This is a genomic window from Pseudomonas sp. 2995-1, from assembly GCF_002742505.1.
In the GTDB taxonomy this organism is placed as follows: domain Bacteria; phylum Pseudomonadota; class Gammaproteobacteria; order Pseudomonadales; family Pseudomonadaceae; genus Aquipseudomonas; species Aquipseudomonas sivasensis.
In genome coordinates, this window is record NZ_LJSA01000458.1 from 68,093 (window position 1) to 93,673 (window position 25,581).

The following is a 25,581-nucleotide window of genomic DNA, read 5'->3' on the forward strand; positions in this document are numbered from 1 at the left end:
TCGACCATGCCGCAGTTCTTTATTGACCGCCCGATCTTCGCCTGGGTGGTTGCCCTGTTTATCCTCCTGGCCGGTTTACTCGCCATCCCGCAGTTGCCGGTGGCCCAGTACCCCAACGTGGCGCCGCCGAAAGTCGAGATCTACGCGGTGTACCCCGGCGCCTCGGCCCAGACCCTGGATGAAAGTGTGGTCAGCCTGATCGAGCAGGAGCTTAACGGCGCCGATCACTTGCTGTACTTCGAATCCCAGAGCAGCCTGGGTTCGGCCACCATCACTGCCACCTTCCAACCCGGCACCGACCCGGAAATGGCCCAGGTCGATGTGCAGAACAGGCTCAAGGCCGTGGAGCCACGCCTGCCCCAGGCGGTGACCCAGCAAGGCTTGCAGGTAGAAAAAGTCTCCGCGGGTTTCCTGCTGCTGGTGACCTTGACCTCCAGTGACGGCAAGCTCGATGACGTAGCGCTCAGTGATTACCTCGCGCGCAACGTAATGAACGAACTCAAGCGCCTGGACGGCGTGGGCAAGGCGCAGTTGTACGGCGCCGAACGGGCCATGCGCATCTGGATCGACCCGCAGAAGCTGATCGGTTTCAACCTGACCCCGGCCGACGTCAACAACGCGATCAGCGCGCAGAACGCCCAGGTTTCCGCTGGCAGTATTGGTGATTTGCCGGGCACCAAGACCCAGGAAATCACGGCGGCTATCCTGGTCAAGGGCCAGCTTTCCACCCCGGCGGAGTTCGCCGACATCGTGCTCAAGGCCAATCCGGACGGTTCCACCGTTCGCGTCGGCGACGTGGCGCGGGTAGAAATCGGCAGCCAGGAATACCAGTTTTCCACGCGCCTGAACGGCAAGCCATCCACCGCCGTCAGCGTGCAACTGGCGCCCGGTGCCAACGCGCTGAACACCGCGACCCTGGTGCGGGCGAAGATGGATGAGCTGTCACGCTACTTCCCGGCCAATGTGGAATACAAGATTCCGTACGACACCTCGCCCTTCGTCAAAGTCTCGATCACCAAGGTGGTCTACACCTTGCTGGAGGCCATGGCGCTGGTGTTTGCAGTGATGTTCCTGTTCCTGCAGAACGTGCGCTACACGCTGATCCCTACCCTGGTGGTACCGATTGCGCTGATGGGCACCTTTGCCACGATGCTGTTGCTGGGTTTCTCGATCAACGTTCTGACCATGTTCGGCATGGTGCTGGCCATCGGCATTTTGGTGGACGATGCGATTGTGGTGGTGGAGAACGTCGAACGGATCATGGTCACCGAGGGACTCTCGCCCAAGGACGCAACGAAGAAAGCCATGGGCCAAATCACCGGCGCCATCGTCGGCATTACCCTGGTGCTGGTGGCGGTGTTCCTGCCGATGGCGTTCATGGCGGGCTCAGTGGGGGTGATTTACCAGCAGTTCTCGCTGTCGATGGCCACTTCGATCCTGTTCTCGGCATTCCTCGCCCTGACCTTGACCCCGGCCTTGTGCGCCACCCTGCTCAAGCCGATAGCCAAGGGCGAGCACCATGCCAAGCGCGGTTTCTTCGGCTGGTTCAACAAACGCTTCGAGCAACTCACCGACCGCTATGAAGGCTGGGTGGCCTATGCCCTCAAGCGCAGCGGCCGCTACCTGCTGATCTACCTGGTGCTGCTGGTGGGCCTGGGCCTGATGTTCATGCGCCTGCCCGCCTCGTTCCTGCCGGTGGAAGACCAGGGCTACACCATCACCGATATTCAGCTGCCGCCGGGCGCGAGTAAAAACCGCACGGTGCAGGTGGCCGAGCAGATCGAAGCGCACAACGCCGAGGAGCCTGGGGTGGGTGACACCACCATGATCATGGGCTTCAGCTTCTCCGGTTCGGGGCAGAACGCCGCGTTGGCGTTTACCACCTTGAAGGATTGGTCCGAGCGCAGCAGCGAGGATTCGGCCGCATCGATTGCTGAGCGCGCCAATATCGCGTTCAGCGAATTGAAAGACGCGATTGCGTACTCAGTGCTGCCACCACCAGTGGACGGCCTGGGCACGTCCAGCGGTTTCGAGTTCCGCCTGCAGGACCGCGGTGGCGTCGGCCATGCCGCGTTGATGGCAGCGCGCAGCGAGTTGCTGGCGTCAGCCGAGAAAAGCCCGATCCTGGCCAACGTGCGCGAAAGCGCCCTGGCCGAAGCGCCGCAAGTGCAGCTGGAAGTGGACCGTAAGCAAGCCAACGCCTTGGGCGTGTCGTTTGCGGATGTGGGGAATGTGCTGTCGTCGGCGATTGGCTCGGCCTACGTCAACGACTTCCCCAACCAGGGCCGCATGCAGCGCGTGGTGGTGCAAGCCGAAGGCGACCAGCGCAGCCAGGTGGCGGACCTGATGAAAATCAACGTGCGTAATAACGCCGGGAAAATGGTGCCGCTGTCGGCATTTGTCGAAGCCAAATGGACCCAGGGCCCGGCGCAACTGACGCGGTATAACGGCTACCCTGCCATCGCCATTTCCGGCGAGGCAGTCCCCGGGCACAGCACCGGCGAGGCGATGGAGGAAATCCAGCGCCTGGTAAGCCAACTGCCAGCGGGCCTGGGTCAGGAATGGACCGGGCTGTCGTTGCAGGAACGCTTGTCCGGCGCACAGGCACCGATCCTGCTGGGCCTGTCGCTGCTGATCGTGTTCCTGTGCCTGGCCGCGCTGTATGAAAGCTGGTCGATCCCCACCTCGGTGTTGCTGGTGGTGCCACTGGGCGTGCTCGGCGCAGTACTGGCGGTAACCTTGCGGGGCATGCCCAACGATGTGTTTTTCAAGGTCGGCTTGATCACCATCATCGGCCTGTCGGCGAAGAACGCGATCCTGATCATCGAGTTCGCCAAGGACCTGTATGACCAGGGTGAAGACCTGATCGAAGCCACGTTGAAGGCTGCGCGCTTGCGCCTGCGTCCGATCATCATGACCTCGCTGGCGTTTATTCTCGGCGTGGTGCCATTGGCGATTGCCACCGGGGCCAGTTCGGCAAGCCAGCAGGCGATTGGTACGGGCGTGATTGGCGGGATGATTACCGCGACGTTGGCGGTGGTGTTTGTGCCGGTGTTCTTTGTGGTGGTGATGAAGCTGGTGCGCAAAAAGCGCTGATGCGAACAGCCGGCGGGTTGTAGCGAGCAACCCGCTCGCTACAAAAAATGCGCTAAGGTGCTCACAGGTAACCATCTGTGAGCTGCCATGCCCTTCCTCGCCCGTACCCACCCTCGCCTCTCCGCCGCCGCCGTACTGGGTCTTGCCGCAGGCATCCTGATGCCCGCAGAAACACTCATCAGCAAAATCCTGATCGGCTGGAACGCCGGGGTCTGGACCTACCTGGTGCTGATGCTGTGGCTGACCAGCCGCGCCAAGGCCGAAGACGTCAAACGCATCGCCGAAGTCGAGGACGAAAACGCCGGGCTGGTGCTGTTCATGGTGTGCATCGCCGCCATCGCGAGCCTGGCGACCATTACTTTCGAATTGGTGGGCAGCAAGGAGTTGGCCACCGGGCAACGCCTGTTGCACTACGGTTTCACCGGGCTGACGGTCATCGGCTCATGGCTGCTGATCGGGGTGATTTTCAGCGTGCATTACGCCCGGCTCTATTACACCTGGGCAGGCAAGGAACCGGCGCTGCGTTTCGCCGAAGGGTTGCTCACGCCCAACTACTGGGACTTCCTGTACTTCTCCTTCACCATCGGCGTGGCCGTGCAGACCTCGGATGTGGGCGTCGCCACCCGTGGCCTGCGCAAGGTTGTACTGGCGCAGTCGTTGATCGGCTTTCTGTTCAACACCGCGATACTGGGGTTCTCGATCAATATCGCCGCCGGCCTGTTCGGCTAGCCTTGCACAAACCTTCTAGACGCTCATTAGCGGATGGGCGCCAATAGCCTCACTTATTCCTCAACGGTGATGTATGGCCGCGCACAATTGGATCGACCTGTCTCAGGACGCCGACACTGGCATCGAGACCCTGCGCGCGCATTTTGAAGGCCATGCCTATGACCCCCATTGGCATGACAGCTACCTGATCGGCGTCACCGAACAAGGCGTGCAGCAATTCAACTGCCGCCGTGCCCGCCACAACAGCGTGCCCGGCCAGGTTTTTTTGGTGGAGCCTGGCGAAGTGCATGACGGCGACGCGCCCACGGCGGACGGCTTCACCTACCACATGCTGTACCTCGACCCACAGTGGCTGGCGCGGGAAGTGAGTGCGGTATTTGAAGAAGCGCCGGTCAACAGTCAATTGGGCTTCGCCAGCACCCTGGCCAACGACCCACGCCTGGCGCTCTCCACCAGCCAAGCCTTCCAGACACTGCACAGCGGTGAACTGCGCATCGTGCGGCAACGGGCAATGGACCACTTGCTGGAATGCCTCACCGACCAACTCTACTGGCGCACCCGCTACCGCGAAGATCCGCGCCTGCCGCGGGTGGCCCACAAGGCGCGGGAATACCTGCATGACCACCTGCATCAGGACGTGGGCATGGACGAACTGGCCCTGGCCTGCGGCGTCGACCGCTTTCGTCTGAGTCGCGCCTTCAAAAGCGCTTTCGGCCTGCCGCCCCATGCCTACCTGGTGCAACTGCGCCTGGCCCGCGCGCGCCACTTGCTGGGCAAGGGCGCGCAACCGGCCGATGTGGCGATTGCCTTGGGCTTCGCCGATCAAAGTCACTTGGGCCGCTGGTTCGTGCGCGCCTATGGCCTGACACCGGCGGCGTACCGCAAGCGCTGCTCAAACGTTCCAGACAGCTAAGTCACGGGCTTGCAAGGATGGACACCACTGATCTGTTCACTGGAGTCCCGTCCCATGCTGTCTACCTTGCTGCCCTTCGCGCTATTTGCCTTCGTCGCCTCCATTACGCCCGGCCCCACCAACATCCTGGTGCTGAGCAACAGTGCCCGCTATGGCCTGCGGGCGGCATTGCCGATCATCCTCGGGGCTTGTGCCGGTGCAGCGGGCATTGTGCTGATAGTGGGTTCGGGGTTCGGTGAGTCGCTGATTCATCTGCCCAAGGTACAAGCCACCCTGCAGTGGGTCGGCGTCGCGTGGCTTAGCTACCTCGCCTGGCAGATTTTCAGTGCGCCCGCCCAGGCCCTTGAGCGCGATGCATCCCACAAGCGCCTGGGCCTGCTCGGCGCCGCCAGCCTGCAACTGGTCAACCCCAAGACCTGGATGATGGCGTTGGCGGTGGTCAGTGTGTTTGCGGGGCAAGGAGACGGGCGTCAGGCGCATGTGCTGACCCTGTCCCTGATGTTTTTTGTGGTGTCCCTGCCGTGTCTTGGCATGTGGGCGGTGCTGGGCGCCGGATCGACCCGGCTGCTGGGCTCGGCCAGGGCCATGCAACGGTTCAATCGGTTAATGGCGATCTTATTGCTGGTGTCGGCCTGGATGAGTGTGTGGACACAGGGCTAGAACCGACGAATGGCAGAGCGAACCTGTTAGTTCTGACAGTTGCCAACCCTGCTCTTATAGCGCGCAATAGCTTCACCCACAGGGATTCATCGGAGCTGGCGAGATGCCTGGACAGAGTACGTTGATCAACAATTTGCTGCGCAACGGCAACTTCAGCAAATTTGGCGCCGACTGGACCACGCAAGACAGCGTGGACTACTCACGCCAGTATTGCCGCGTACTCACCGGTCAGGCTTCCCAAGTCATTGACGCCAGTGCCGAAACAACCTATCTGCTCGAGTTCTGGAGCCAGGTCCTGTTTAAAGGTAACGGCACGCTTTCTATCCGTTCCAACGTGCCCGGTGCCGACTTGGAAGTTGAGCTCAACGACTTCCATGTTTGGAGATGGCAGCAAATCAGCTTCACCACGCCACCGGCGACAACCCTCCTCACCGTGGCTATCACCGGCACCAGCGGAGAAGTGTGTGTCGACGAGATGCAACTGACCCTGGATACGGGCATCCCGCCCCGACCTGAGTTGGTGCTTAACGGGGATTTCTCCAACAACATGGATCACTGGAGTACCGAAGGCTCCCCGATCGGCTCCGGCACTCATTTTGACGGTAGTACCTTTCAGTGCACCCTGGGCGGCCGCGCCCGGCAAACCGTCCCTGTCACCGGAGGAAACACCTACGAATTTTCCTTTCGCTCGCGCAGTGATTTTGGCGGGCATGGGTTCTGCCGATTCGAAGTTGAGCCATCCGGCACGTTTGCGGAAATTCGCGTAGATGCGTCGAGCTGGACCACCTATCCAGAGGAACTGGCGATGCCCGCCAGCGCTACCGCGCTAACCATCATTCTTATTGGCATTGATGGCGCAGAATTTTTCGATGATGTCTCGTTGAGACGCAAAGCTTGAGCCTATCCGCAACCACTGCGCCTCCATCCAGGACGTGAACCGGAGTCGCGATCACTATGTAGAGGAGATGTCGCCATGACAGCCGTTCAAGAAATACTCACCCCAAAATCATCCCAAGAGCTTAATCATTTCAAAGGAACAATCGACGGGAAGGACTTTACTGCCACTGTGTTTTCCATCTCCAAGACGGCGGACCGATGGACTGTTTCCGGCACTCAAGTCGTCGTTCCGGGTGTCCGTCATAAAATCCAGCTTTCGTTTCCGACGGCTTTAACGGAAGGCGTTTACAAACTGGAAGACGAACGTCATCAGATTAGGCTGACCTATACAACAGATGACTTGTTGGATCCCATCTTTATACGCGGTGATACAGGCCTCATTGACTTGACCACCATAGACCCAGCCAATGATCACGTTGAAGGCGGATTGCTAAACATCCTCACACACGATGATGGAAATCCTGTCTCTACCATCACTGCGTTGTTCAGGGTGCGTTGAGCCCTGAGCGATAACCTAAAGCCATCGCCCAGACACCCAAAAAGGAAGCCGAAGCTTCCTTTTTGGATTACCGCACAGGCTTTTACCAGCTATAGCGCAACCCCACGTTAACGCCCCACGGTTGATCTACATGCTTGCCTTGGCTGTGTTCAAAGTCGCCATGCAACTGCAGGTTCTGCGAGAGCGACACCGCCACACCCGCGCCAAACTCGGCACGCGAGCCCGACAGATCATTCTTGAAGACTTGGCCGTTCACCCGCGCTTTGTTATCGCTGGCAAACTCGTGGGCCACTGCAGCGCGAAGATATGGCTGAACCACACTGCCGTCATTCATGATGAAATCGCGGCCTACCGTCACACCCAATTTACCCAGCACAGAGTGAGTATTTTCACCTTTTGCCTTGAGGCCGTTGTCCAGATCATACTTCTTGCCCTTGACCACCACCGTAGAGGCCTGAGCAAAGGGCTCAATGAAGAACGCGTCATCCAGTTTGATGTGGCGCCCCACTTCCGCCGATGCACCAATACCGTTGGTTCCATACTTGCCTTTAGCCTGGGCACCATCGCTCATGCCGACCTTGGATTCGTTCTCGAAGCGGTTGGCTTTGACCACACCGTCGAAGTAGTAACCGCTGTCCGCATCCATCCACGTTGCATAGAGACCGGCGTAGTAGCTTTTCACTGTTCCGGAGGTGCCACGGCTCAAGTCCAGGTCCGAGGTGCTGTGCCCCGCCATGACACCGACCAGCCAATTGCTGTCTTCGCTCAGCGGTGTATCTGCACCGAGGGAGAACCCGCGCTGAGTCTGTTTGAAACCCGTACCGTTGGCATCAGAGACTGTGTATTTATTGCCATAACTACGAATCCAACCGCCGGCCTGGGCATCATTGTGCCGCAATTCGCCCATGCGACTGCGCAACGAGGTCATCTCGCCGTACCACACGGTAGGCGCGGTATTGAGCAGCGCCAGTACCGAACGCGTGCCCGGGCTGATAGTGCGTGCGCTGGGGTCGAGAAACCAGTCGTTGCCATCCTGCTTAAGGCCATAAGACCAGGCACCGATATCCACGGCGCCTCCCGCCAGAGAGAACTCCGCGTCGCCGCCACCGGTATGCACGATGTGCACGTCACCGGGGGAAACAGGTTCCAAACCACTGCTGGCCACTAACAAACTGTGTTGGCCGGTAGCTTCCCCGGTGATATTCAGGAAATCGTTCGAGCCGACCGCAAAGTCGGCGCCCATCACGAACGTGCCGTTACCACTGAGGGTGTCCAGGTTCAACTGGTAAAACGCATCGGTCTCACCGAATTTCACCGTACCGCCAGCGAGATCCAGGTCCCCCACCAAGCTGTCACCGGTCAGGTTCCAGAACGACCCATCAGCAATGCTCAACGTGCTGACGTTCAACAAAGCGCCCGTCAACGATGCGTTGTTGTGCAAATTCAAGTTGGCATTGCTGCCAGCTTCAACGATGACATTGCCATTCAAGTGGCTGTTATTGACGTTCATATTGGCCGTCGCACCACCGGTCACTTCCAGCAGGTTGCCGTTGCCGCCGATCAATTGAGAGCCGTTGTTCACCTCGATGGTTGCCGTCGGCACCCGACCCGGCAAGCCGGCGACCAGAATTGCCGCGCCGGTTTGACCTTCGACTGTCGTCTGATCCAGGACCAGTGAGCCATCTTGAGTGGTTCCGGCCACACGGGTAAAACGAACACCATTTTGCTCACCCAACAGCACACTATTCTGGGCAAACGCAGAACCGCCGATTAACAACACGCCGGTGCTGCCGACGGCAGTCCCTTGTACCAGGGAATCCTGCAAATACAGTTCACTGAATTGAGTCGCCGATGCACCCGCTTGTGCGCCCTTTATCGTGCTGTGACTGACGTCTGCACGAGAACCACCCGGCGTCGAGCTATAACGATTGAGTACCAGGCCGATAGATTGGGCACTTTCCAGATGGCTGCCGGAAATGGTCGCGCTGCCGTTGGTCAGCTCCATCGCTGACGCGCCCGCAGCACTGGCTTTAACAGTCGCGGCGTCCAGGCTCACAGTGGAACCTTCCTGGGCAACAATACGCTCAATGGCGCTGCCACTATTCACGGTCAATTGCGCACCCAGGCTAAGGATGGCACCGGTAGTTGCTCCGTTGACGGTCAGGCTGGAGCCGGCCTGCAGCGCCCAGTTTTTTACTGCCTCTCCAGACTCAATAACTTTGGATTCACCTGGGGCGACGACTTCCTGACTTGCCTGGCTTTGTACCGATACGCCCAGCAACAGGCCCAGTGAAGACACCTTGACAGCCGCACTTATGGGGGAAAGTTTAAAAAAATACTTGATGGACATGCTGTAACACTCGCTCTAACTAAATGCCATGAATCAGTGGCATGACTCGTTCCGAAGGAGTGGAGCCAGACCTGTAGAGGCCGCGAGGTTATAGTTGGGGGAGGTAGGCGTAAGTAGGATAAATCTGAAGAGCGCAGAAGAACTGAGTGGTGCAACCGTAGTAAAAAGCACCGAGACACATCATGTCTCGGTGCTTGTCGCACGCCTTGGGTTACGCGGGCGTTCCATCGCAATAGTTATTGGACGTCACCATACGAATCGGAACAACCGCAGGTATCGATCGTGCCGGTGTTCCGGCGATGTCCAGAGAGTATTGGAACCAGAGCGTATTCCACGGCGCGGCGGCACCGACCACTTTGAGATGCGGATCGAACGGTTTGAGTTGGAAGATAAACCCTTTCGCCGCCATCTCCGCGTCCAGCGTAACTGAAGCTGTACCGCGTGTAGCCTCGATAGGGATATCGCCTAGAAGTCCCGTGGAAGCAACAAACTCAACGGTGATTTGTTTTCCATCCGCAAAAAACTCAGAATTTGGCGGAATCCTCACCTCAACATACTTCTCACTCCACGGCGTACCGGCATCTGTCGGCCGCAAGGAATCACAGATAAGCCTGCCTCTAGGATCCATGCTCCAGGGTCCCAAATGGAGAAACTCCGCCGGGTCGAGTTGATGAGTAATGGCATCGTCCACTCTCACGGACGTGCTATCCGAGTAGTTGCTATTGCTTGCCCCGGAGCGGCTCACACCATAGAACACCGGAATATCGTCGCCATTGCCTCCCGCAGCAATCGCAGTTTTATCTACCTCGATTTCAACCTCAGTGCCAGGCCCATCGCCAGGCCCAACGGTGTATGAGCCTGCCGGGTTCAACTTGCTCCCCCAATACAGCGTAACGACGTCGTCTTCTTCCGGCTCAGGGTCGACAGACCACAAATCGAAGGTGGCCAGGATGGGGCCAACGTGATCGATGTCGGCGGAGTTCAGATAGTTCGTCGTGGGGGCCGACGCGGGGCCGGTGATGGTGACGATGTCCAGGTCTGGGCTAGGCTCGCCCGGAACCGGACCCGGAGGCCCAACAACGCTTAAATCAACACTCACCAGAGTGTCATCGGTCGGAGAATTGGTAGAGCCGGTCCTGATGATGTCATAACTGGCCGTCACCGAAACCGGGCCTTCCTGATCGGCGTACTCGTCCACAATCAGTTGGCCAGGAACCGTGAATTCGAACGGAAAAACCCCGCTTAGAGGCGCCAGAGCGGTGGTCTGGTCGCCCCAATGCAACCTGTATTGATCGCTCGGCTCCCATGCATATTGTGGAATGGCCCCCTTCACGCCGGCCTGCCATGCTTCGATATCCACCATCCCACCAGAGGGTGGTGCAACGATTACAAGAGGATCCAGGTTCAGGTTTGCACTGCGCTTAAGCCTGCGCCCGGTGGGGATTCTGGAAATCTCGCTGTAATTGCCGGCAGCGTCGACGAATTGGCAGTAGGCAAATAAAATGCCATCAGCCATATCAGCAATGGCTGAAATAGGTACGTTGAACACTGTTCCACCAGCCTCCATGGGTTTGCTGCCCAAAGAGGGCGCATCGTCGGGCGGCTGGATGGCGGTAAGCCAGACCCGGGCCACGGTGTCCCCCGCCTCATAATCCCCGTAGCCAGGAATATCAAGCTCAAACCCTCCGGGGTTCAGGTCCAAGGTCTCTTGCGTAATATCAACACCGAGAGGCAATGAAGCCGGCCAACCAACTCTTGCAGGTGCTTCACTCTTACCGGGCGCTTTGTAAGGACCGTACAGATCAATTCTGACCCGTTGTTGGGCAGAGAAATCTAAATAGTCACTGCCCGAACCGGGCCTTACTTTAAACCTGAGATCAAACTCACCATGGCCGAGGGGTGCGATATTGATGGTCACCTGAACGAAAGGTCCCGACGGTTGAACTGGAAAGAAAATGGGATCCAGCGGTATCCAGAAGGCTTGCCCAACCACGCTGAATTCGATCTGCAGTACGTCCCCGTCATCCGGGAAGGCCCAGATGGGGCAGTCAACCCTCAAACCGCCATCGCTGTCCAAGTGCGGCCGCCAGATTAAACCGCTTGTACCATTGAGGGCCTGAGGAAAAATCGGCGCAGCCAGGTTGGGGTCTTCCCAGCCCGCCACACTTGCTTTTTTTGAACGGTTAATTGCCATCTCAGTTTCTCCTTGCCAGTAGTAAGGCGCTCAAGAATGACCCGGGTATGTTGTCGGCCGCTCAGCAACCGAAACAGCCGCCAGCCCGTACATAACCAAGTTCAAATCAAGCACGATGAAGAACGATCAATTAATCTTTAATTACCCTTCACAGCCACGAATGGAAACTTCGCTTTTTAGTCCGGACCATCACCACCAGGTCCACAAAACAGTGGCAAACTATGTGATTTACGCCGATCAATTTTTATATAACGAATCGATGAGCTGCCTATGCGAGTTTTATTACGCCATACCGTGAACTCAGCATAAGCGCCTGCCTCGTCTTTCATGGGTTTTACATAAGGAACATAAGGCACGACACATTCGTAATAACCCTGAGCCTCATGGGCGGCCGACCAATAATCCACAAACACCTCAGTGGTTTCCGGGATAGGCTGGTTGCCGCCGAAGCCAAGCGTACCCTGCCATTTCAGCCGCACTTCGTCCCCTATCTTGATATCAGGATGTTTGAGCACGTGAACACGAACCCCGTCCCAGATGGGTGGGTCGGTGTCACAGTTCAACCAGGCGTTACTGTTTGCATGTGGAAATTCCGGCCGAGGAAATCTAACTGGCGGGGCTATATTTATATTCACCAGTTGACTGGGCGCCAGTTGATCATTCACACCATTACGGGTTCGATAACTCACTGGGAACGCCGGGTTATTGGGTGTTTCAGCAACCACCGACCAGGCAATAGGGGTAAATGTCACCAAGGCCCCTGCTACGTCCCCGGGCTGTACATGATAGGAGGCCACTGGCTCTTCTTTATCTCCCCAATACAAGTCCAACCACTTACCGACACTCGGACCGTCGGGCAGCGCGACGGTCGCCGTGACAGGTTGATCCGAATCACTGAAATCCAAGTGGTTGGCCGTATCGGAAACCGCACCGCGAATCTCGACCCGCTCCAAGTGTCGATTCAACTCTTCAGGTGCCTGATCATGATCCACGCCAAAGACCCGGAAGTCGGCATCGACATGCCGCACGGGCGATGGAATGGCCGTCGGAACGCCTGCACGATAAATGAAGTATTGGACCGGTAGATGGGTCTGCAGGTAACCCTTCTGGATCAACGTAGACCACGGCACCGGCACCACTTTCGGAAAACCCTCGACCCCCTCTCTTGCCAGAACAATACCGTCCCAGCTGACCACTACCTCGTCTGCCGGATCCCAATCGAAATAGGCTTCAAACCTCACATTGACGCCCGCACGTGCATCCGCGCGATCAATCAGGCCGTCAAATTCGTAGGCAAGGACCTGGGGTGGTTTAAGCCCACTTGGAGACGGTTTCAAATTGATATAGACGGGCGTAGGCCCCGAATAATTGGTCTGCTGGTTACCTGCCCGGTCACGCAGGCCATAACGAATAAACCGCGGGCCATTCGGTAATTGTCGAAACAAAATAGAAGGCATGGTGACTAGCAACGGATCCTGAACAGTCGTGAGCGTGTACGTATAGTTGGCCTCGAAGGGGTTTGACTCTTCGTTCAATAATAGAAATATCAATATATCGTCATAGGGTTGGGCATCTATATACCTGGGAATACGCAGACCCGTGTTCTCATACTTGCTCAAATACTCTTCAGTGACGCCGTGCTCGATGATCTCGTTGTTTATGAAGGTCGCAGGCTGCAAAGGCCCCGTCCCACCGGGCGGTATCCAGTCCAGTGTGAAGGTCGTGGTATATGGGCAGTGTTCTATGCCGCCGGGTCCGTCAACATAATAGGTAAGGTCATAGGAGCCGCTGATCTTCAGCCAGTTTCCGCCTATGGTCAGCTCCACAGGGAAATCGTCTTCCTGGCTGAGTGGCCCTTCTAATGGAATCGGTGTCAGCGGATAGGCTGGCTCAGGCGTATGAGGCTGGATGAAGAAGTGGACATAGTCCGTCTCACCCTCTTGGGCAGGGAACCTCCAGATGTTCTTCAACTGAATTTTTATCGGGTGGTACAAAAACTCAGTGGGAATCAATCCGACTGGATCACCCTCAATGGCATCCACTACTACAGCGGCCTCAAGTGACGATACCTGCCCTTCTGAACGGCCGCAGAAGGATTTTTGGGTGGTCTTCGAAAGCGTCATCGTGCGCTCCTTGATGCTCAGACAGACAGGTAGAAAACCATGGCTGGATCAAATTAAGCGCCCATTTCGAACCTCTGGATACTGTCATAAGTAACAGGTAGGCGACCCCTTTCGTCGGATTCCACAGGAGCCTCCCGACGAGCGCCCCCTTGACGCAAGGGTTGTGTTGGTGTTTCCTGAAACCGGTTTCAAGGCAACCTCCAAACTAATAAAAAAGGCTCTACCGTGACTTCCTTTTCCGATGCCCAGCGCTCTCGCGTCACCATGCTCGACGTCGCCCAACACGCCGGTGTATCCAAGGCCAGCGTGTCGCGCTTTATCGGCGACGACCGTGCCCTGCTCTCCGATGCCATTGCCTTGCGCATCGAGCAAGCCATCGAACAGCTTGGCTACCGCCCCAACCAGATGGCCCGTGGCCTGAAACGTGGCCGCACCCGTCTGATCGGCATGCTGGTAGCCGATATCCGCAACCCCTATTCCATTGCCGTGATGCACGGCGTCGAAACCGCCTGCCGCCAGCACGGCTACAGCCTGGTGGTGTGCAACACCGACCGCGACGACGAGCAGGAAAGCCAACACCTGGCTGCACTGCGCTCGTACAACATCGAAGGGCTGATCGTGAATACCCTCGGCCATCACCTCGATCAACTGCTGGAACTGCAACGGGAAATGCCTCTGGTGCTGGTGGACCGCAAGGTCGAGCCGCTGCACAGCGACCTGGTGGGGCTGGATAACCCGGCAGCAGTGCGCATGGCGGTGGAGCATCTGGAACAACAGGGTTATCGCGAGGTATTGCTGGTGAGCGAAGCCGCCGATGGCACCAGTTCACGGGTAGAACGCTTGGGCAGTTTCAAGGCCGAAATTGCCCGGCGCCCGGCGCTGACCGGCGCGGTGCTGGAGTTGGATGGCAACCTCGAAACCGGCCTAAAGAATTTTCTCGCCAAGCCCGGCCCCAAGGCGGTGTTCTGTGCCAACGGCGTCGCCGCGCTGGCCTGTACTCATGCGCTCAAGACGCTGGGCTGCAACTTGTTTGAAGACGTGGGCCTGATCGCCCTGGATGACCTGGATTGGTATCCGTTGGTGGGCAACGGCATCACCGCCCTCGCCCAGCCGACCGAGGCAATTGGCGCCAGCGCGTTCGACTGCCTGCTCAAACGCTTGCGCGGTGACGATGCACCCACGCGCACCCTGGACTTCCTGCCACAACTGATCGTTCGCGGTTCTACCCACCGTCGATAATTTTTTTGCACAAAAATGAAACCGGTTTCAGAGGTAAACAACAATGCATAAATACCCCGTCTCCATCAGCCTTTCGAGCTACGGCGCCGACTTGGTCCGCCAGCAAGGCCAGTTGAGTTTTGTCCAGCTATTGGCCGCCGCCGGTGCCCAACGCATCGAGTGGCGAGAAGAGTTGCTGACCGGCGAAAACGCCGCCGAACTCGCCCAGGCCGCTGCCGAAAAAGGGCTGGAAGCCGTGTTCTCATCGCCCCTGGAACTGTGGGTCGCCGGTCGCGCCCAACCCAACGCCGAACTGAACGCGACCCTGGACCGCGCCCAGGCTTTTGGCGCGCGCTGGTTGAAAGTCTCGCTCGGTTACTTCACCGACACTAACGATCTGGAAAGCCTGCACGCCCTGCTCAACCGCCACCCGGTCCATCTGTTGGTGGAAAACGACCAGACTCTGCACGGCGGGCGCATCGAGCCCATGCAGCGGTTCTTCACCGAGGTCGAGCGCCTGGGCCTGCCGGTGAAAATGACCTTCGACATCGGCAACTGGCAATGGCAGGACCAATCCGCCCTCACCGCTGCCCGCCTGTTGGGCCGGCATGTGGACTACCTGCACTGCAAGGCCGTGGCCCGCCGCCCGGACGGCAAGCTGGTCGCGCTGCCGCCTGGCGCCACCGACCTGCAGCTGTGGGAACAACTGCTCAAGCACATGACTCAAGGCATTACGCGGGCGGTGGAATTTCCGCTGCAAGGCGATGACCTGATTGATGTCACCGCCCAACAGGTCGCCACCCTTGCCCTGCTCGGCCAACCCCGCCAGGAGAATGCCCATGTCTGAGATCGATATCCTGTCGTTCGGTGAAACCATGGCGATGTTCGTCGCCGAGCAGACCGGTGATTTGGCGCAGGTCAGCCAGTTTCACAAACGCATCGCCGGAGCCGACAGCAATGTCGCCATTGGCCTGTCGCGCCTGGGCTTCAACGTGGCCTGGCTGAGCCGGGTAGGCAACGACTCACTCGGCCGCTACGTGGTCGACACCCTGCAAAAGGAAGGCCTGGATTGCCGGAATGTGGCCGTCGACCCGCTGCACCCCACCGGCTTTCAGTTCAAGTCCCGCGAAGAAGCCGGCGCCGATCCCCAGGTGGAGTATTTCCGTAAAGGCTCGGCTGCCAGCCATTTATCCATCGCCGCCATCAGCCCTGCGCTGCTGCAAGCCCGCCATTTGCACGCCACCGGGATTCCGCCGGCGTTGTCCGAGGCCACCGGTGAACTGTCCGTCGAGTTAATGACCCAGATGCACAAGGCCGGGCGCAGCGTGTCATTCGACCCGAACCTGCGGCCGTCGCTGTGGGCCAGCCAAGCCCAGATGATCCGCCAGATCAACACCCTCGCCGGCCTGGCCGATTGGGTGTTGCCGGGCTTGAGCGAAGGCCGCCTGCTTACCGGTTTCGACGACCCGGCCGACATCGCCGCGTTCTACCTGGACCAGGGCGCCGAAGCCGTGGCCATCAAGCTCGGCCCCGACGGCGCCTACTACCGCACCCACCTGGACCAAGGCTTCGTCGCCGCCGTACAGGTGGACAAGGTCGTGGACACCGTCGGCGCCGGCGATGGGTTTGCCGTGGGCATGATCAGTGCCCTGCTGGAAAACCTGAGTTTCCCCGAGGCGGTACAGCGCGGTAACTGGATCGGCAGCCGCGCCGTGCAAAGCCGTGGCGATATGGAAGGCCTGCCCACCCGCGCCGAATTACCCACCCGATCCGTTGCGTGACCCACACCCTGTTGCCACAACTACAACAAGCTCAGGAGCAACCTTATGGAAACCGTGAAATTCGCCACCCGTCGTTGGTGGTACATCATGCCCATCGTTTTTATCACCTACAGCCTGGCCTATCTGGACCGTGCCAATTACGGCTTCGCCGCCGCCTCCGGGATGGCCGAAGACTTGATGATCACTCCCGGCATGTCGTCGTTGCTGGGCGCACTGTTTTTCCTCGGCTACTTTTTCTTCCAGGTGCCGGGGGCGATCTACGCGCAGAAGCGCAGTGTTAAAAAGCTGATTTTCGTCAGCCTGATCCTCTGGGGCGGCTTGGCCACCCTGACCGGCGTGGTGTCCAACGCCTACATGCTGATCGTTATTCGTTTCATGCTCGGCGTGGTCGAAGCCGCAGTGATGCCGGCGATGCTGGTGTACCTGTGCCACTGGTTCACCCGCGCCGAACGATCGCGGGCCAACACCTTCCTAATCCTCGGCAACCCGGTGACCATGCTGTGGATGTCGGTGGTGTCGGGCTACCTGGTGCAGCATTTCAGCTGGCGTTGGATGTTTATCATCGAAGGCCTGCCGGCGGTGTTGTGGGCGTTTATCTGGTGGAAGCTGGCCGATGAGCGTCCCAAGGATGCCAAGTGGCTGAGTGACAGCGAAAAGCACAGCCTGGAAACCGCCCTCGCCGCCGAACAGGTGGGCATTAAAGCGGTTAAAAATTACGCCGAAGCGTTCCGCTCGCCCAAGGTGATCATCCTGGCGCTGCAGTTTTTCTGCTGGAGCATCGGCGTGTACGGCTTTGTGCTGTGGCTGCCGTCGATCCTCAAGGCCGGTTTGCAGATGGACATGGTCGAAGCAGGCTGGCTGTCGGCACTGCCGTACCTGGCGGCAGTGATCGGCATGCTGGTGGTGAGCTGGGGGTCGGACAAACTGCAAAAACGTAAACGCTTTGTATGGCCGCCGCTATTGATTGCCTCCATCGCGTTCTATGCCTCCTACGTACTCGGCGCCGAACACTTCTGGTGGTCCTACACCCTGCTGGTGATTGCCGGGGCCTGCATGTATGCGCCTTATGGACCGTTTTTCGCGATCGTCCCGGAAATCCTGCCCGCCAACGTCGCCGGCGGCGCTATGGCGCTGATCAACAGCATGGGCGCGCTCGGCTCGTTCGGCGGTTCGTACCTGGTGGGCTACCTCAATAGCAGCACGGGTTCACCCGGCGCTTCGTACCTGCTGATGAGCGGTGCATTGATGCTGGCGGTGGTGCTGACGATTTTCCTCAAGCCAGGCGCCAGCGACCGTGAGCGCGTGCCCCTGCAAACCCTCGAATTGAAGGTAAAAGCCCAATGAAAAAGTCTGTGGTGTTGTACAAGAAACTCTCCGCGCCGCTGATGGCCCGCCTGCATGAACAGGCCGAGGTCACGCTGATCGAAGCCCTGGACGACACCGGCCTGGCCAAGCTGCGCGACGCCCTGCCGACCGCCCATGGCCTGCTGGGCGCGAGCCTGCGCCTGGATGCCAAATTGCTGGATCTGGCGCCTCACCTGGAGGCGGTAGCCAGCGTGTCGGTCGGGGTCGACAACTACGACATCGACTACCTGACCCAGCGCGGCATCCTGCTCAGCAACACGCCGGACGTGCTGACCGAAACCACCGCCGACACCGGCTTCGCGCTGATCCTCGCCACCGCCCGGCGCGTGGTGGAACTGGCTGATATGGTGCGCGCCGGCCAATGGAACAAAAACATCGGCCCTTCGCACTTTGGCAGCGATGTGCACGGCAAGACCCTGGGCATCATCGGCATGGGCCGCATCGGCGAAGCCCTGGCCCAGCGCGGGCATTTTGGCTTTGGCATGCCGGTGATCTACCACAGCCATTCGCCCAAGCCGGCGGTGGAACAACGCTTTGGCGCGCAATACCGCAGCTTGAACGACTTGCTGGAGCAAGCCGATTTTGTCTGCCTGACGTTGCCGCTTACGGCTGAAACCGAAAAACTGATCGGCGCGCAAGAGTTTACGCGGATGGGCCCCGAGACGATCTTCATCAATATCTCGCGGGGCAAGGTGGTCGACGAAGCGGCGCTGGTCGAGGCATTGCAGCAGCGCACAATTCGGGCAGCGGGGCTGGATGTGTTCGAAAAGGAACCGCTGGATCACGGCTCGCCGTTGCTGCGTTTGAACAACGTGGTGGCAACCCCGCATATCGGCTCGGCGACCCATGAGACGCGAGAGGCGATGGCCACCTGTGCGGTGGATAATCTGCTGGCGGCATTGGCGGGCGAACGGCCAAAAAACCTGGTGAACCCAGATGCCTGGAAACACTAGTTTCTAACACTGCAGAGAACACATGTGGGAGGGGGCTTGCCCCCGATAGCGGTGGATCAGTTATAGATATCTTGACTGACACACCGCCATCGGGGGCAAGCCCCCTTCCACATTTGATTGCGTTGCACAGTGGGTCAGATCACGAACTTGGCCACCATCCCGTTCAAATCCACCGCCAGGCGTGACAGTTCATGGCTGGCAGCGCTGGTCTGGTTGGCTCCCGCCGCCGACTGGGTGGCCAGGTCGCGGATATTCACCAGGTTGCGGTCCACCTCGCGGGACACCTGAGCCTGTTCCTCCGAGGCGCTGGCGATCACCAGGTTGCGCTCGTTGATCAGGCTGATCGACTGGGTAATCTGCTCCAGCGCCACCCCGGCGGCGCGGGCCATTTCCAGGGTGCTCTGGGTACGTTGATTGCTCTGCTGCATCGATTGCACCGCTTCACCGGTGCCGTTCTGGATGCCGGCGACCATTTTTTCGATTTCCTGTGTCGACTGCGCGGTGCGGTGAGCCAGGGCCCGCACTTCGTCCGCCACCACCGCAAAGCCACGCCCGGCTTCACCGGCGCGGGCCGCTTCAATGGCAGCGTTGAGCGCCAGCAGGTTGGTCTGCTCAGCGATCGCGCGGATCACATCAAGCACCTTGCCGATATCGCGGCCCTGAGTGGCCAGGCCTTCGATCATCGCGGCGGTGTTCTGCACGTCCTGGGTCATGGTCTGGATCGCGCCGACGGTTTCCACCACCCGGTCGCGCCCTTCCCGTGCAGCCTGGTTCGACTGGCTGGACGCCTCAGAGGTGGACACCGCATTACGCGCCACCTCTTCGACTGCGGCGGTCATCTCGTTAACCGCGGTGGCCGCCTGATCGATTTCATTGTTCTGTTGCTGCAAGCCTTTGGAGGCTTCTTCGGTGACCGCGCTGAGTTCCTCCGCGGCAGACGCCAGTTGGGTGGCCGAACCGGCGATGTGCTGGATGGTCTGGCGCAGGTTCGCTTGCATCGCGGCCAGGGCGCCGATCAAGCGAGCCGGTTCGTCGTTGCCGTCGTCTGCGATGGTGCTGCTGAGGTTGCCGGCGGCGATGGTTTCGGCCACGGTCACGGCTTTGCGCAACGGCGTGACGATGCTGCGGGTCAGCAACCAGGCCAGTAATACGGTGAGCAACGCGGCGGCGACCGAGACCATAATCACGCCGGTGATGGCACTGTCGTACCCTCGCCCAGCTTCAGCGTCGGCGGTCTTGGCGTCAGCGGCGTTGATGGCAATCAACTTGTTCAGCTGTTCGCCCATCTGATCGGTGCCGTCCTTGATACGGGTATTGATCAGCGCACGCATTTCATCGACCTTGCCTTGCCTGGACAGGGTCAGCATGTCGGCCTGGGCCTTGAGGTAGTTGTCCAGGGTCGTACCAAATGTCTTGTACAAAGCCGCCTCTTCCGGCCCGGCGGGCAGCGTGGCGTAACCGGCCTGGGCGGTCTTGACCTTGTCGGCCAACACACCGATGCGGGTTTCTGCTTCCTGCAAAGCGGCCGGTTCACGGTTGACCAGCACGCGAAAGGACAGGATGCGCAGGCGCAGCACGTTTTCCGTAATCGTGCCCAGGTACGTCACGCTGGGCAGCAGGTTGGCACTCATGGCCACTGACGCCTCGCGAATCAGGGTCATGCGGTTGACCGCAAACACTCCAAGAACAACTACTAACAGCGCGATGAACGCGAAACCCAGAGAAGCACGAGGGGCGATATTCAGGTGACGGAGGGACATAGGCGAGACTCTCAGGAGTAGTGTTTGCGCGCGTCCCTGCCGCGAAACGATCCGCCGGTGTCAACGCACCGCTCAGACCTTGGCCCACTGTTGTTATTGAGGGGTGGGCCTATAAACGGTATCGGCCGGCTGCAGCATTTTATGCAGGGGGTTCATAAATATTTTTTTACACTTCTGACGACTAGCGGTTTCTGGCATCCTGCGCCTCCATTTTCTGACCCGAGCCCTCAACTTGTCTGACGCTCAAGCCCCCCGCCCGCGCTATAAATCCGACCTGATCTACGGCCTGGAAGACCGCCCACACTTCACCGCAGCGATCTTTGCCGCGTTGCAGCATGTGCTGGCGAGTTTCGTCGGCATCATCACCCCAACCCTGATCGTCGGCGGTGTGCTCGGCCTGGAAAGCGAAGTGCCGTACCTAGTGAGCATGGCGCTGTTTGTGTCGGGGCTCGGCACTTTTGTGCAGGCACGCAAGTTCGGCCCGATCGGTTCGGGGCTGCTGTGCCTGCAAGGCACCAGTTTTTCGTTTATCAGCGTGATCCTCAGCGCGGGTTTCATGGTCAAGGCCCGGGGCGGCGGCACCGATGAAATCCTTTCGACCATCTTTGGCATCTGCTTTTTCGCGGCGTTTATCGAAGTGGTCCTGAGCCAATTCATCGGCAAACTGCGCAAGCTGATCACCCCGGTGGTCACCGGCACCATCATTACCTTAATGGGCTTATCGCTGATCAAGGTGGCGGTCACCGACATGGCCGGCGGCTTCGGCGCCAGCGACCTGGGTGCCGCGAGCAATATGGGCCTGGCGGCGCTGGTGCTCGTGACCATCGTGGTGCTCAACCGCTTCAACAACCCGTTCCTGCGCCTGGGCTCGATCGTAATCGGCCTGACATTGGGCTTTGTGGTCGCCTGGTGGATGGGCCGCGTCGACCTGGCCGCCTTGCCCCACGTGCCCTTGATCAGCGTGCCGGTGCCGTTCAAGTACGGCTTCTCTTTCGACTGGGTGGCGTTTATCCCAGTGGCAGTGATCTTCCTGATTTCGCCGCTGGAAGCGGCGGGTGATCTGACAGCCAACTCAATGATTTCCCAACAGCCGGTCAAGGGTCCGCTGTATATCAAGCGCATCAAGTCCGGCTTGCTGGCCGACGGCCTCAACTCGGCGATGGCGGCCACGTTCAACAGCCTGCCGATGGTGACCTTTGCGCAGAACAACGGCGTGATCCAGCTGACCGGCGTGGCCAGTCGCTACGTGGCGTACTTCATCGCGGGTTTACTGGTACTGCTGGGGCTGTTCCCGATGATCGGCGCGGTGCTGCAACTGATGCCCAAGCCGGTGCTGGGCGGCGCAACCCTGATCATGTTCGGCACGGTGGCCGTGGCTGGCATCAAGATCCTCGCCGAAGCCGGGCTGCACCGGCGCAATGTGCTGATCGTGGCGATCTCCCTGGGCATGGGCCTGGGCGTCGCCGCCGTGCCGGAAGTACTGCGTGACCTGCCCAAAGCCCTGCACAACATCTTCGAGTCGCCGATTACCGTGGGCGCGTTCTGTGCGATCCTGCTGAACATTTTCCTGCCGGAAGAGTTCATAGAACTGCAAGAAGATGAATTTGATCCGGAGTCCTCCACCCTCAAAGTGATGCAGGACCCGGACGTCACGAAATAGGAGCACTTTTGTATGCGCAAGCTCATGGTTCTATCACTGTTGCTGCTGACCTTGAGCGCCTGCGCGCTGTTCCCCAACCGCGACCCGGTCAACATCAATGTGGTGGGCATCGAGCCACTGCAAAGCCAGGAACTGGAAGTGCGCTTCGTCGTGAAACTGCGGGTGCAAAACCCCAATGAAACGGCGATCGACTACAACGGCGTGGCCCTGGACCTGGAGGTCAATGGCCGGCCGTTGGCGTCGGGTGTCAGTGATCAGGCCGGAAGCATCCCACGCTTTTCCGAGGCCGTTCTGAGGGTCCCCGTCAGCGTTTCTGCGTTCTCGGTGTTGCGCCAGACCCTGGGCCTGAGCCAGACCCAAAGCTTGAACAATCTGCCGTATGTGCTGCGCGGCAAACTCGCGGGTGGGCTGTTTGGCACGATGCGGTTTGTGGATCGCGGCACCCTGGACCTACCCAATACTGCCACTTGGTAAACCTGGAGTTTCTGCAACATGGATGCGTTGCCCACCCTTTACACCGAACGCCTGATTCTACGCCCGCTGACGCTGGACGATGCGGACGCCGTCCAACAGCACTTTCCCCACTGGGACGTGGTGCGTTACCTCAACGCCCTCGTGCCCTGGCCCTACCCGGCCGACGGCGCCCTCGCCTATCTGCAAAACGTGGCCTTGCCGGCCATGGCACGGGGCGAGGAATGGCATTGGTCAATCCGCCTCAAAACCGCGCCTGAACAACTGATCGGCAACGTCAGCCTGATGGATGAAGTGGATAACAACCGTGGCTTCTGGCTGGCGCCCGCATGGCAAGGCCAGGGATTGATGACCGAAGCCAGCGCGGCGGTGACCGACTATTGGTTCGGCGTACTGCAACGCCCCGTGATGCGTGTCCCCAAGGCAGCGCCCAACCTGGGGTCGCGGCGAATTTCCGAGCGTACGGGGATGCGCTTGATCAGGACCGATGAGGGGCAGTTTGTCGAAGGCACCTTCCCACGGGATATCTGGGAGATGACCCGCGAGGAGTGGTTGGAATCCCAATAACCCAAACGCTGAAATCAACTGTGGGAGGGGGCTGCCCCGATGGCAGTGGGTCAGTCACACCTGCACCCATTGACACAGCGTCTTCGCGAGCACGCCCGTTCCCACATTTAGACCCGGTTCAGTCTGTAACAAAGCGCACGCCCGGCTTGGCCCGCTCATCCACCGTCAGCTCAAACACATCCGGGCGAGCGTAGTGCCCCACCACGTCATAGTCATACCGCGCCTTCACCAAGTCATCGGTGTTGATCTGCGCCGTCAACAGCCCAGCCCCACCCAGCAACGGCCCCGCGAGGATGTCACCCATAGGGCCGACAATCACACTGCCGCCAGCAATCAACGGACGGCCTGCTGGCCAGTTGGCAATCTCCAGCCCCAATGCCTCGGGCGAAGCTTGCACCTGGCACGCGCTCACCACAAAACAGCGCCCTTCATGGGCCACATGGCGCATGCTCACCTGCCACATTTCGCGCTCATCCACTGTTGGCGCGCACCAGACCTCGACGCCCTTGGCGTACATCGCCGTGCGTAGCAGCGGCATCATGTTTTCCCAGCACACCGCGCCACCGAGACGCCCTACTGCGGAGTCGATCACTGGCAAGGTGGAGCCATCGCCCTTGCCCCAGATCAGCCGTTCGGTGCCGGTGGGCATCAGCTTGCGATGCTTGGCCACCAGACCACCCGAGGGTTCGAAATACAGCACGGTGCAATACAGCGTGCTGCCACTGCGCTCGATCACACCCAGGACCAAGCTGGCGCCGGTGCGCGCCGACAAGCCGGCCAGCGCCTCGGTTTCAGCGCCTGGCACATCAATAGCGTTGGCAAAGTAACGGGCAAACGCCTCGCGCCCCTCGGGCAGGCGGTAGCCCAGTTGTGTGCCGAAGCCTTCGCCTTTGGGATAGCCGCCCAGCAGCGCCTCGGGCATGACCACCAATTGCGCGCCGCTGCGTTTGATCTCGTCCTCGTAGCCCAGGATTTGTTCAAGGGTTGCCGCCTTGCCGTCCGGCAACGAACCCAGTTGCAAAGCTGCCACAGTAGAAACAGGCATTACGATCACTCCGAATTAGGGGGGTTGCCCATTCTCCGGCCAGCCGTGATCATGAATAAAGCCCACCTCAGCACTGAATGATATGAGCCAAATGAATATCGCCCAGGTCGATCTGAACCTGCTGAAGACCTTCGAAGCGCTGCACGACGAATCCAGCGCCAGCCGCGCGGCATTGCGCCTGGGCGTCACACAATCGGCCATCAGTGCGGGCTTGCGACGCTTGCGCGAGGTGTACGGCGACCCGCTGTTCGTGCGCACCGGCCGAGGCCTGGCGCCGACGTTGCGGGCCAATCAGTTAAAGCCGGTGATCAGCGAGGCGCTGGACCGTTGCCGACAGAGCCTGGCGATGGTCAACCCGGATAACCCGCATTACCAAGGGCGTTCAGTGGTAGTGGGGTTGTCCGATGATTTCGAGATCGCCTACGGTCGCCGCTTAATGCAGGAGATCGCTCAACGTTTGCCGAAACTGCGCGTGATCTTTCGCCAGACCCACAGCCAGATCGTGGCAGGCGCCCTGCTCGACCGCACGCTCGATCTGGCAATTACCGCCGGCGGGTTTGCGCAGAACCGTTTGAGTCGACAGGTATTGGCGGAAGGAGACTACCGTTGCCTGGTGGACCCCGGCAGTCTTGCGCCGGACCAGAACAGCATCGGCCTGGAAGAGTTCGTCAGCCGAGAGCATGTGCTGGTGTCGTCAGGCGGTTTTATCGGAATTACCGATGAGGGGCTCGCAGCGCTGCGGCTGAGCCGGCAAGTGTGTGCGTCGACCAGCCACTTTGCCGCACTGCCGTTTTTGCTCAAGGGCAGCCAAGCGGTTGCGACCATTCCGGGGCATGCGGCACAGGCGATCGCCGAGATGACAGGCCTGCGCGTACTGCCCTGCCCGCTGGCGCTGCCGCGCTACCCCGTGGAACTCGGCTGGCGGACACAGGCCCAGTTGGACCCTATGTTGCTCAAAGTACGTGAGGCGATTGCCGCCAGCTTTACTTCGCCGCTGCCATCAGCTTATTGACTTCGCTGCGCACCATATTGGAAAACTCTGGCGGTGACATGCCATCAAGCTCTGCGCGGACCCACTCGGCCCACTTGCCCTTGCGCTTGGCACGCTCACCGAACAACCGCGCCGCTTCGCCCTTGGCCTTGCCCAGATTGGTTTGCCACAGGTCATAGAGGCGGGATTTTTCATCTTCCAGCTCGGCACGTTCGGCGAGGGTCTTGTTGGCGAGATTGAAGCTCATGTTGAATTACCTGCTGCACAAATAGGCGACATCTTACACTGTAGGTCGAAATTTCCTGATTC

General features: G+C 59.5%; 21 protein-coding genes. 15 read left to right on the forward strand and 6 right to left on the reverse strand.

Annotated elements, in window-relative coordinates:
• Positions 1–6 precede the first annotated feature (6 nt).
• The 6 genes from AOA61_RS24220 to AOA61_RS24245 all read left to right on the forward strand — a co-directional run bounded on the left by AOA61_RS24220 (position 7) and on the right by AOA61_RS24245 (position 6,794).
• Positions 7–3,096, forward strand: coding sequence for an efflux RND transporter permease subunit (locus AOA61_RS24220; protein WP_099602889.1), 3,090 nt, complete (start codon positions 7–9; stop codon positions 3,094–3,096).
• An 87-nt stretch (positions 3,097–3,183) separates the two neighbouring features.
• Complete coding sequence (locus AOA61_RS24225; RefSeq protein ID WP_095185885.1) at positions 3,184–3,825, forward strand: DUF1345 domain-containing protein; 642 nt, start codon at positions 3,184–3,186, stop codon at positions 3,823–3,825.
• 73 nt (positions 3,826–3,898) lie between these two features.
• Entirely contained in the window at positions 3,899–4,738 is an 840-nt protein-coding gene (locus tag AOA61_RS24230) for an AraC family transcriptional regulator (protein WP_032887015.1), read from the forward strand.
• Positions 4,739–4,792: 54 nt separating this feature from the next.
• Positions 4,793–5,398, forward strand: coding sequence for a LysE family translocator (locus AOA61_RS24235; RefSeq protein WP_099602890.1), 606 nt, complete (start codon positions 4,793–4,795; stop codon positions 5,396–5,398).
• 121 nt (positions 5,399–5,519) lie between these two features.
• Positions 5,520–6,296 carry a hypothetical protein gene (locus AOA61_RS24240; protein ID WP_143521245.1) on the forward strand — a complete coding sequence of 259 codons (777 nt, stop codon included), beginning with the start codon at positions 5,520–5,522 and terminating at the stop codon, positions 6,294–6,296.
• Between the two features lie 75 nt (positions 6,297–6,371).
• Positions 6,372–6,794 (forward strand): hypothetical protein, encoded by a 423-nt coding sequence (locus AOA61_RS24245; protein WP_032887019.1) that lies wholly within the window; start codon positions 6,372–6,374, stop codon positions 6,792–6,794.
• A gap of 82 nt (positions 6,795–6,876) precedes the next feature.
• Here the strand turns inward: AOA61_RS24245 and AOA61_RS24250 are convergent, their stop codons facing one another.
• From AOA61_RS24250 to AOA61_RS24260, 3 genes are all read right to left on the reverse strand, one after another.
• On the reverse strand, positions 6,877–9,144 hold the full coding sequence (locus AOA61_RS24250; RefSeq protein WP_099602891.1) for an autotransporter outer membrane beta-barrel domain-containing protein: 2,268 nt from the start codon (positions 9,142–9,144) through the stop codon (positions 6,877–6,879).
• A gap of 211 nt (positions 9,145–9,355) precedes the next feature.
• Positions 9,356–11,338, reverse strand: coding sequence for a hypothetical protein (locus AOA61_RS24255; protein WP_099602892.1), 1,983 nt, complete (start codon positions 11,336–11,338; stop codon positions 9,356–9,358).
• Positions 11,339–11,514: 176 nt separating this feature from the next.
• Entirely contained in the window at positions 11,515–13,461 is a 1,947-nt protein-coding gene (locus AOA61_RS24260; protein WP_099602893.1) for a hypothetical protein, read from the reverse strand.
• Between the two features lie 225 nt (positions 13,462–13,686).
• Here AOA61_RS24260 and AOA61_RS24265 point away from each other — a divergent pair, with 225 nt between their 5' ends.
• From AOA61_RS24265 to AOA61_RS24285, 5 genes are read left to right on the forward strand one after another with little or no spacing between them, the layout of a single operon-like run.
• Positions 13,687–14,700 (forward strand): LacI family DNA-binding transcriptional regulator, encoded by a 1,014-nt coding sequence (locus tag AOA61_RS24265; RefSeq protein WP_099602894.1) that lies wholly within the window; start codon positions 13,687–13,689, stop codon positions 14,698–14,700.
• Positions 14,701–14,743: 43 nt separating this feature from the next.
• A complete protein-coding gene (locus tag AOA61_RS24270; RefSeq protein ID WP_099602895.1) occupies positions 14,744–15,526 on the forward strand; it encodes a sugar phosphate isomerase/epimerase in 783 nt (260 codons plus the stop codon).
• Positions 15,519–16,460: a sugar kinase gene (locus AOA61_RS24275; protein ID WP_099602896.1), complete on the forward strand. Its 942-nt coding sequence runs from the start codon at positions 15,519–15,521 to the stop codon at positions 16,458–16,460. Before AOA61_RS24270 ends, AOA61_RS24275 begins: the two co-directional genes overlap by 8 nt.
• Before the next feature lie 45 nt (positions 16,461–16,505).
• On the forward strand, positions 16,506–17,804 hold the full coding sequence (locus AOA61_RS24280) for an MFS transporter (protein ID WP_032887028.1): 1,299 nt from the start codon (positions 16,506–16,508) through the stop codon (positions 17,802–17,804).
• On the forward strand, positions 17,801–18,778 hold the full coding sequence (locus AOA61_RS24285; protein ID WP_099602897.1) for a D-glycerate dehydrogenase: 978 nt from the start codon (positions 17,801–17,803) through the stop codon (positions 18,776–18,778). Before AOA61_RS24280 ends, AOA61_RS24285 begins: the two co-directional genes overlap by 4 nt.
• A 134-nt stretch (positions 18,779–18,912) precedes the next feature.
• Here AOA61_RS24285 and AOA61_RS24290 read toward each other — a convergent pair whose 3' ends face one another.
• Positions 18,913–20,538: a methyl-accepting chemotaxis protein gene (locus AOA61_RS24290; protein ID WP_032887031.1), complete on the reverse strand. Its 1,626-nt coding sequence runs from the start codon at positions 20,536–20,538 to the stop codon at positions 18,913–18,915.
• A gap of 232 nt (positions 20,539–20,770) precedes the next feature.
• Here AOA61_RS24290 and AOA61_RS24295 point away from each other — a divergent pair, with 232 nt between their 5' ends.
• From AOA61_RS24295 to AOA61_RS24305, 3 genes are read left to right on the forward strand one after another with little or no spacing between them, the layout of a single operon-like run.
• Positions 20,771–22,198, forward strand: coding sequence for a nucleobase:cation symporter-2 family protein (locus tag AOA61_RS24295; RefSeq protein ID WP_099602898.1), 1,428 nt, complete (start codon positions 20,771–20,773; stop codon positions 22,196–22,198).
• Between the two features lie 12 nt (positions 22,199–22,210).
• Positions 22,211–22,672, forward strand: coding sequence for an LEA type 2 family protein (locus AOA61_RS24300; protein ID WP_032887033.1), 462 nt, complete (start codon positions 22,211–22,213; stop codon positions 22,670–22,672).
• Between the two features lie 18 nt (positions 22,673–22,690).
• Positions 22,691–23,236 carry a GNAT family N-acetyltransferase gene (locus AOA61_RS24305; RefSeq protein WP_032887035.1) on the forward strand — a complete coding sequence of 182 codons (546 nt, stop codon included), beginning with the start codon at positions 22,691–22,693 and terminating at the stop codon, positions 23,234–23,236.
• A 118-nt stretch (positions 23,237–23,354) separates the two neighbouring features.
• Here AOA61_RS24305 and AOA61_RS24310 read toward each other — a convergent pair whose 3' ends face one another.
• Positions 23,355–24,281, reverse strand: coding sequence for a carbon-nitrogen hydrolase family protein (locus tag AOA61_RS24310; RefSeq protein ID WP_032887037.1), 927 nt, complete (start codon positions 24,279–24,281; stop codon positions 23,355–23,357).
• A gap of 91 nt (positions 24,282–24,372) precedes the next feature.
• Between AOA61_RS24310 and AOA61_RS24315 the strand changes: the two genes are divergently transcribed.
• Positions 24,373–25,293, forward strand: coding sequence for a LysR family transcriptional regulator (locus tag AOA61_RS24315; RefSeq protein ID WP_099602899.1), 921 nt, complete (start codon positions 24,373–24,375; stop codon positions 25,291–25,293).
• Here the strand turns inward: AOA61_RS24315 and AOA61_RS24320 are convergent.
• The gene (locus AOA61_RS24320) at positions 25,265–25,519 is read right to left on the reverse strand and encodes a hypothetical protein (protein WP_003190904.1); all 255 of its coding nucleotides are present in this window, start codon (positions 25,517–25,519) and stop codon (positions 25,265–25,267) included. The genes AOA61_RS24315 and AOA61_RS24320 overlap by 29 nt on opposite strands.
• Between the last annotated feature and the right edge of the window lie 62 nt (positions 25,520–25,581).

Coding starts and splice junctions, on each gene's coding strand:
- AOA61_RS24220 (WP_099602889.1), top strand. CDS start 7: ATGCCGCAGTTCTTTATTGACCGCCCGATCTTCGCCTGGGTGGTTGCC.
- AOA61_RS24225 (WP_095185885.1), top strand. CDS start 3,184: ATGCCCTTCCTCGCCCGTACCCACCCTCGCCTCTCCGCCGCCGCCGTA.
- AOA61_RS24230 (WP_032887015.1), top strand. CDS start 3,899: ATGGCCGCGCACAATTGGATCGACCTGTCTCAGGACGCCGACACTGGC.
- AOA61_RS24235 (WP_099602890.1), top strand. CDS start 4,793: ATGCTGTCTACCTTGCTGCCCTTCGCGCTATTTGCCTTCGTCGCCTCC.
- AOA61_RS24245 (WP_032887019.1), top strand. CDS start 6,372: ATGACAGCCGTTCAAGAAATACTCACCCCAAAATCATCCCAAGAGCTT.
- AOA61_RS24250 (WP_099602891.1), bottom strand. CDS start 9,144: ATGTCCATCAAGTATTTTTTTAAACTTTCCCCCATAAGTGCGGCTGTC.
- AOA61_RS24255 (WP_099602892.1), bottom strand. CDS start 11,338: ATGGCAATTAACCGTTCAAAAAAAGCAAGTGTGGCGGGCTGGGAAGAC.
- AOA61_RS24260 (WP_099602893.1), bottom strand. CDS start 13,461: ATGACGCTTTCGAAGACCACCCAAAAATCCTTCTGCGGCCGTTCAGAA.
- AOA61_RS24270 (WP_099602895.1), top strand. CDS start 14,744: ATGCATAAATACCCCGTCTCCATCAGCCTTTCGAGCTACGGCGCCGAC.
- AOA61_RS24275 (WP_099602896.1), top strand. CDS start 15,519: ATGTCTGAGATCGATATCCTGTCGTTCGGTGAAACCATGGCGATGTTC.
- AOA61_RS24280 (WP_032887028.1), top strand. CDS start 16,506: ATGGAAACCGTGAAATTCGCCACCCGTCGTTGGTGGTACATCATGCCC.
- AOA61_RS24285 (WP_099602897.1), top strand. CDS start 17,801: ATGAAAAAGTCTGTGGTGTTGTACAAGAAACTCTCCGCGCCGCTGATG.
- AOA61_RS24290 (WP_032887031.1), bottom strand. CDS start 20,538: ATGTCCCTCCGTCACCTGAATATCGCCCCTCGTGCTTCTCTGGGTTTC.
- AOA61_RS24300 (WP_032887033.1), top strand. CDS start 22,211: ATGCGCAAGCTCATGGTTCTATCACTGTTGCTGCTGACCTTGAGCGCC.
- AOA61_RS24305 (WP_032887035.1), top strand. CDS start 22,691: ATGGATGCGTTGCCCACCCTTTACACCGAACGCCTGATTCTACGCCCG.
- AOA61_RS24310 (WP_032887037.1), bottom strand. CDS start 24,281: ATGCCTGTTTCTACTGTGGCAGCTTTGCAACTGGGTTCGTTGCCGGAC.
- AOA61_RS24315 (WP_099602899.1), top strand. CDS start 24,373: ATGAATATCGCCCAGGTCGATCTGAACCTGCTGAAGACCTTCGAAGCG.
- AOA61_RS24320 (WP_003190904.1), bottom strand. CDS start 25,519: ATGAGCTTCAATCTCGCCAACAAGACCCTCGCCGAACGTGCCGAGCTG.